This is a genomic window from Ensifer sp. R-19, assembly GCF_049905105.1.
Classification (GTDB): Bacteria; Pseudomonadota; Alphaproteobacteria; order Rhizobiales; family Rhizobiaceae; genus Ensifer.
Window position 1 is genome coordinate 781,730 of record NZ_CP184571.1, and the last position, 6,771, is coordinate 788,500.

General features: G+C 57.3%; 6 protein-coding genes. All 6 read left to right on the plus strand.

The window, feature by feature from the left end; all coding sequences use genetic code 11:
* Positions 1 to 2 precede the first annotated feature (2 nt).
* The 6 genes from ACN9MO_RS34370 (at position 3) to ACN9MO_RS34395 (ending at position 6,712) form a co-directional block, all read left to right on the plus strand.
* On the plus strand, positions 3 to 929 hold the full coding sequence (locus tag ACN9MO_RS34370; protein WP_057248462.1) for an ABC transporter permease: 927 nt from the start codon (positions 3 to 5) through the stop codon (positions 927 to 929).
* A complete protein-coding gene (locus ACN9MO_RS34375; protein WP_057248330.1) occupies positions 926 to 1,780 on the plus strand; it encodes an ABC transporter permease in 855 nt (284 codons plus the stop codon). Before ACN9MO_RS34370 ends, ACN9MO_RS34375 begins: the two co-directional genes overlap by 4 nt.
* A complete protein-coding gene (locus ACN9MO_RS34380) occupies positions 1,781 to 2,737 on the plus strand; it encodes an ABC transporter ATP-binding protein (RefSeq protein ID WP_057248329.1) in 957 nt (318 codons plus the stop codon). It begins immediately after the preceding gene.
* Positions 2,730 to 3,704 (plus strand): ABC transporter ATP-binding protein, encoded by a 975-nt coding sequence (locus ACN9MO_RS34385; protein ID WP_057248328.1) that lies wholly within the window; start codon positions 2,730 to 2,732, stop codon positions 3,702 to 3,704. Before ACN9MO_RS34380 ends, ACN9MO_RS34385 begins: the two co-directional genes overlap by 8 nt.
* Before the next feature lie 54 nt (positions 3,705 to 3,758).
* Positions 3,759 to 5,240 carry a M81 family metallopeptidase gene (locus ACN9MO_RS34390; protein ID WP_425988945.1) on the plus strand — a complete coding sequence of 494 codons (1,482 nt, stop codon included), beginning with the start codon at positions 3,759 to 3,761 and terminating at the stop codon, positions 5,238 to 5,240.
* A gap of 188 nt (positions 5,241 to 5,428) precedes the next feature.
* Entirely contained in the window at positions 5,429 to 6,712 is a 1,284-nt protein-coding gene (locus ACN9MO_RS34395; RefSeq protein WP_057248326.1) for an NAD(P)/FAD-dependent oxidoreductase, read from the plus strand.
* The last annotated feature ends 59 nt before the right edge of the window (positions 6,713 to 6,771 follow it).

Genomic DNA, 6,771 nt, shown 5'->3' on the forward strand with positions numbered 1-6,771 from the left:
CGATGTCATCCTTCATCTTACGACGCCTTCTTGCCGTCATCCCGACCTTCTTCGTTGTTTCCCTCACGGTCTTTCTCCTGATCCACCTCGTGCCTGGAGATCCGATCGACAGTCTTATGCGTGCCGGGTCTTCGCCGGCTTTGCGCGAGCAGATGGCCGCGAAGTACGGATTGGATAGAAGCCTTTTCGAGCAATACATCATCTGGATGGGTAAGGTCCTGACACTGGATTTCGGGACGTCGATCATTCAGGGGCGACCCGTCGCCGCGTTGATTGCCCAGAACCTCCCCTCAAGCCTCACTCTGGGCGGTACGGCATTTCTGTTTTCCTCCCTTGCCGGGATTGCGGCGGGCGTGCTGGCGGCGAAATACTACGGAACTCGCATCGATAGCAGTATCACGTCCGGTATTCTGCTCGGGTCGACCATACCCAGTTTCTGGCTTGCTTTGCTGCTAATCCTCGTATTCGCGGTTTGGTTGGGTTGGGTGCCCGTTTCGGGCGCACGGGGTTGGTCTTCACTGGTGCTTCCTGTCATTGCGACCGGCCTGGGCGGCGTAGCCCTTGTTGCCCGGGTCACGAAAGTCTCGATGATCGAGATCGGCCGGCAGGATTTCGTTACGCTGCTACGCGCGAAGGGCGTTTCCGAGAGCCGCATCAGGCTGCAGCACATCCTCCGTCATGCGCTCGTTCCCGTCATTTCCATTCTCGGGTTACGGATAGGTTGGATTCTGGGCGGCGCCATCACGGTCGAAGTCGTGTTCGCTCGTCCTGGGTTGGGTTCGTTGCTAATTCGCGCGCTCAACCAGCGGGACTACCCACTTGTCCAGGGGTGCCTCCTGATGCTGTCCATGGCGGTCATTCTTGGAACGATAATCGGAGACATCGCGCAAGCTGCAATGGATCCGCGACAGCGTGAGGCTTCGAAATGACGACTATTGTTTCTGAGAGCCGGCGTTTGCGGTTGCCAGTCTCCGTGCCGGCGGTAGTAGCAGGACTGTTTATCGTTCTGCTCGTGGTATCTGCGGTGCTCGCGCCGACGATCGCACCCTATGCCTACGACGCGCAGAATATTGAGGTCATGAACGAGGCCCCGTCGTTCGCTCATTTCTTCGGCACTGACGAATTCGGCCGCGATGTGTTGTCCCGAATAATTGTCGGCGCTCAGACCTCATTGTCCGTGAGCGTGACGGCAGTCGGCTTTTCGGTGTTGACCGGATTGGTGCTGGGCTCAGTTTGCGGATATTTTGGTGGACTTGTCGATCGCATATTGATGACGGTGATCGATCTGACGTGGTCGTTTCCTGAGATCCTTATCGCACTCATGCTCGTAGCCGTGGTCGGCGCTGGATTGCACGGTGTGATTATTGCGGTCGCAATCGCCTACCTTGCGCAATTCACGCGGCTGACCCGGACCCAGGTCATCCAACTCAAGAAGGAAGCCTACATTGATGCGGCGGTGAATCTTGGGGCAAGCGACTTCCATATTCTGTTCCGGCACCTCCTTCCCAATGCTCTAGCTCCTGTTCTCGTCGCAGCGATGCTGGCAACCGGTGACGCCATCATCCTCGAAGCCACCTTGGGCTTTTTCGGACTTGGAGCGCAGCCGCCGACGCCAAGCTGGGGGGCGATGATGAGCTCGGGCACGGCGCAGCTGTTCGTCGCTCCCTGGGTCATCATAATTCCGGGTTGTGCCGTGGCGCTGACGGTCATCGCGCTGAACATTGTGGGCGATGCATTGATTGATTCATTGGATTTTCGCAACAAGGCTAGGGAGGGATAGATGTTGCTTTCCGTGGAGAAGTTGCGAATAGCGTTTGGCTCCTTTGCCCCGGTGAAGGACGTCACTATCAGTGTCGACCGCGGAGAAATCCTGGGCCTCGTCGGCGAGTCAGGGTCCGGGAAATCGCTTACCGCTACCGCTTTAATGGGACTGCTGGGATACGTGAATGGCCATGTCGCCGGAGGGCGCATCCTGTTTGACGGCGAGGATCTTACCGGCTTACCGGAAGAACACATGCGCCGCCTGCGTGGGAGGCGTATTGGTCTCATTACGCAAAATCCGATGACTTCGTTGGATCCTATGATCCGTGTGGGCAAACAGATCGAGCAAGCTGCAAGGATTCATATGGGGCTGGATGGGAAGGCCGCGTACAGAAAAGCCGTCGATCTTATGAGGGATGTGCGGATCCCGGATTCGCAACGTGTTCACACCTTGTATCCACATCAGTTGTCCGGTGGCATGAAACAGCGGATAGTTATCGCAATGGCTCTGGCGGGCGAGCCAGATTTGTTGATCGCGGACGAACCCACGACCGCCCTGGACGCAACAGTTCAGGCACAGATCATCCGGAATCTCGTCGAGTTGGTGAAGATTCGCGGGCTTGCGATGATCTTGATCACTCATGACATGGGCGTCGTTGCCCAGACCTGCGATCATGTTGCCGTAATGTACAGCGGGCGGATCGTTGAGCGTGCATCCGTGGGCTCGATGTTTGCGGAGGCCGCGCATCCCTACACGCAAGCGCTCATCGGCTGCATTCCGAGAAACGGCATGCGCCCGGGCACGCTGGTCGGAATTCCGGGAATGGTACCAAGCACCGCGGCATTGCCGTCGGGATGTAGTTTTCATCCGCGTTGCAGCAAAGCTCACACGATCTGCCACGAATGTGTACCGGAGTTTCGCCAATTCGGTCGCCATGTTGGCGTGGCTTGTCATCTGGCGGGGCAATATGAGTGAAATAGTCTCTGTTAAAAATCTAAGCAGGCGTTTCGCAACCAAGCGCTTCTTCCGAAAGCAGGAAGTTTTCTCTGCCGTACGCGATGTAAGCTTCAGCGTTGTTCGGGGTGAGATTGTCGGCGTCGTCGGAGAGTCTGGCTGCGGTAAATCAACGCTGGCCCGGCTAATCCTGAGGCTGCTGGAGCCAAGCGCCGGCGAGATTGCTTTCGAGGGAAGGGATCTGGCCTCATTCTCAAAGCGTGAGATGAGGCGCCTGCGTCAGAAGATGCAAATGGTCTTCCAGGATCCGTATTCCTCCATCGATCCGCGTTTCACCGTTCAGAACGCCTTGCTTGAGCCGTACAGGGTTCAGGGGCTGTCTCCAGGTGCTGCGGACAAGCGTGTTGCGGAGCTCCTGAACATGGTCGGGTTGGACGCGTCCTTGGCCCGCCGGTATCCGCATCAGCTCTCCGGCGGCCAAAAGCAGCGGGTGGGTATTGCCCGTGCACTCGCGCTGAACCCTTCGTTGATAGTGCTCGACGAGCCCACTGCCTCTCTCGACGTTTCCGTGCAGGCGCAGGTTATTAATCTGCTCGATGGGCTGCGCAACGATCTCAATCTGACCTATGTTTTCATATCGCATGACCTGAATTTGGTGCGTTACTTCTGCGACCGAACGATCGTCATGTACGCAGGCCAGATCGTGGAAGTTTTGCCAAAGGGTGTCCCACCCGCCCATCCATATACCCGCATGCTCATGAGTAGCATGTTTGAGCCTGATCCAAGCAATCGGCGTGAGATTTCAAGTTTAACCGGCGAAGCGCCGAGCGGTTACAACCTACCGCGTGGCTGTTCATTCGCAGCACGTTGTGCGCAGGCGACGGAAATGTGTGGCCGCGACGATCCTGTGTTGCAGCTATTCGATGAAGACCATCAAGTTGCTTGTCACTACTTCCGTGAAGCCAACAAGGAGTTCGTGGGAGCTTAGCGGAGCGGAATTGTAGCAGCAGACATCACACCTGTTCTGAAGGAGAAGAACACAATGAGCTATTGTGTCCTGACGGCCGAGTTCGCCCATGAAACAAACACGTTCAACATTAGGAAGACCGATCTCGACGCATTCGTCGCCCATGGCCTCTATGAAGGTGCCGCGGCGATCGAGGCGCGTGGCGACGCCAACACTGAACTCGCCGGCTTCCTGGATCGAAGCCGCGAGTATGGTTGGGACGTCGTGCACACGATCAGTACGGATGCCGAGCCTGCGGGTCCTGTCACCCGAGTTGCCTTCGATCATATTGCCGGCAAGATCGTTGATAAGGCAAAAGAGCTCGGGAGTGGTCTGGATGGCATCCTGCTCGGCCTTCATGGCGCGATGGTCACCGAGTTCTCGGAAGACGGCGAGGGCGAGCTGCTGGAGCGTTTGAGGCAAATACTCCCGCGCCGAATTCCGATCGCCGTCACTCTGGATCCACATGCGAATGTGACCGCCAAAATGTGCGAGCACGCCGATATCCTCATGTCGTTCAAAACTTATCCTCACGTCGACATGCGCGAGACAGCTCGTCACGCGGCGGATTTATTGCAGCAAGCAATGGCAGGCGTAGTCACGCCGAAGACCCTCCTCGTGCGGTGCCCAATGCTGGAAGAAGCCAATGCCGGGCGTACCGACATGGGGCCAATGATCGAGTGGATTGCCGAAGCAAGACGACACGAAAAAACGCCCGGAGCGCTGGCGGCCAGCATCAATGGCGCTTTTCCGAACGCTGACATAGCTGAAGTGGGGCCCACCATCCTGGTGACATACGAAGGTGACCTCGCGCCGCACCAGGCCTTTGCTGAGCGCATTGCCGAAGAAATGTGGAGCAACCGGGCCAACATCCTCAACACGTTTCATACGCCGGCAGAAGCCGCGCAGTTAGCCTCGGTCTACGAGGGCGAGCAGCCGCTCATCATCGCTGAGTATGCGGACAACCCAGGAGCTGGAGCGTACGGTGATGCGACGGCTCTCCTAGACGCTTTGCTGAGCGCGAAGGTCGCTGATGCATGCTTCGGGCCGATGGTGGATCCCGAAGCGGCGCGGATCCTGTCGCAGATGAACATTGGCGATAGCGCGTCAATTTTTCTTGGCGGAAAATCGGATGCCCGGTTTGGTGGCGCGCCGCTCGAGGTGAATGCAAAAGTCTTGCACCTCAGCGACGGAAAACTGATAGGGACCGGCGCACAACTCGGTGGACTCGAATTTTCGTTCGGACCAACCGCCGTCATCCAGATCGATGGAATCGTCGTACTTGTGGTGACTGAACGCTCACAATTGCGCGACCAACAGCAATTCCGAGCTTTTGGCATCGAGCCGACAGCTTATCGGGTGATCGTCGTCAAATCCATGCAGCACTTTCGCGCCGATTTCGAACAGATTGCTGGCCGGATTATCGTCTGCGACAGCGGGGCACTCTGCACCATGGACTACTCAAAGATACCTTATCGGAATGTGCCTCGCCCAATCTACCCGCTCGACGCGTTCTGAGGACGTTCCCACGACCAGGGCTAAGCTGCGGCTGAGGCGCTGTCCTGGACCGAGTTCTCCGAAGAGCCTCCGGAAATTGTTAGCAGCCTTGGTCTTGGCGCGAACTCTCCCTCATGCGGAGCGCCCTGTGTTGTTCGACTGGCTTGAAAACCGAACTCAGCGTTCCTCGGAACGCCAAAGTGAAAACAATGTTTACTACGGAGCATGGCGTGATTGTTAAATCTGCCGCACAGCAATCAGACATTATCGTACTCGGCGCCGGGATCGTCGGGGTGTGCATCGCCCTGCATCTACAAAAGCGTGGCAAGTCAGTAGTTCTGGTCGACCGGAAGGAGCCGGGGGAGGAGACGAGTTACGGGAACGCGGGGTTGATCGAATGCTCGAGTGTGATGCCTTACGGGGCGCCGCGAGAGCTTGGGACCTTGCTCCGGTATGGCTTGAACCGTTCGGCAGACGTGCGTTTCGACTGGTCGTATTTGCCCCAAATCGCACCATGGCTCTGGAGGTTCTGGCGCGAGTCCGCTCCAAATCGGTTGATGAAGGCGGCGTCGGACATGTGGCCGCTGATCAGCCGTTCCGTGGCGGAACATGAAGCGTTGGCGTCCGAAGCGGGCGTGACTTCCGAGTTACATCGTTCAGGTTGGATTGAAACCTTCCGGAAGCCGGGGTCACTTGCAAAAGCCAAGGCAGCGGTCGGCGAGCTCGCTCCCTTTGGCGTCCGGTATGAAGTGCTCGACGCGGATTCGCTGAGGGAACGCGAGCCACATCTTTCGAACGAGTTCGTCGGAGGTGTCCATTGGCTCGATCCCGCATCGGTGCGTGATCCCGGAGGGCTGGTAAAAAGCTATGCGAAGACGTTCTTCCAGCGGGGCGGTAAGTTCCACAAGGCAGACGCATCAAATCTCGTGAATGACGGGATTCGATGGCGCCTGAATCTGGAGAGCCAGGGTCTGTTCGCGCAGGAGGTGGTTGTTGCGCTGGGTCCTTGGTCGGACGATGTGGCGCGACGGTTCGGTTATCGGCTGCCTTTTGTCGTTAAGCGAGGTTACCACGTCCACTACTCGGCAAAAGACGGCGCGATGCTAAACCACCCGGTATTCGACGCGGATGGAGGCTATGTCCTGTCGCCCATGCGCCAAGGCGTTAGATTGGCCACCGGAATTGAGTTCGCGCCCCGAGACAGTCGCCCGAATTTCTCCCAACTAGATTTTGTCGAACCGCTCGCTCGACGAACTTTTCCGCTCCAAGGCAGGATTGAATCGGAGCCATGGATGGGGTCCAGACCTTGTCTTCCTGACATGCGTCCGATCATTGGAAAAGCGCCACGACATAAGGGCTTATGGTTTGCATTTGGTCATAACCATCACGGTCTGACGTTGGGGCCGGTTACTGGACGGCTGTTGGCTGAAATGATGACGGGGCGGGTCTCTTTCACAGACCCGCGTCCCTACGCGATGGATCGGTTCTCTTAGCTCCCGAACCATGCCTTCCAACATCGATCGCGAATTCCAAACATGTAAAGAGGTATAGA

Coding starts and splice junctions, on each gene's coding strand:
- ACN9MO_RS34370 (WP_057248462.1), top strand. CDS start 3: ATGTCATCCTTCATCTTACGACGCCTTCTTGCCGTCATCCCGACCTTC.
- ACN9MO_RS34375 (WP_057248330.1), top strand. CDS start 926: ATGACGACTATTGTTTCTGAGAGCCGGCGTTTGCGGTTGCCAGTCTCC.
- ACN9MO_RS34380 (WP_057248329.1), top strand. CDS start 1,781: ATGTTGCTTTCCGTGGAGAAGTTGCGAATAGCGTTTGGCTCCTTTGCC.
- ACN9MO_RS34385 (WP_057248328.1), top strand. CDS start 2,730: ATGAGTGAAATAGTCTCTGTTAAAAATCTAAGCAGGCGTTTCGCAACC.
- ACN9MO_RS34390 (WP_425988945.1), top strand. CDS start 3,759: ATGAGCTATTGTGTCCTGACGGCCGAGTTCGCCCATGAAACAAACACG.
- ACN9MO_RS34395 (WP_057248326.1), top strand. CDS start 5,429: ATGTTTACTACGGAGCATGGCGTGATTGTTAAATCTGCCGCACAGCAA.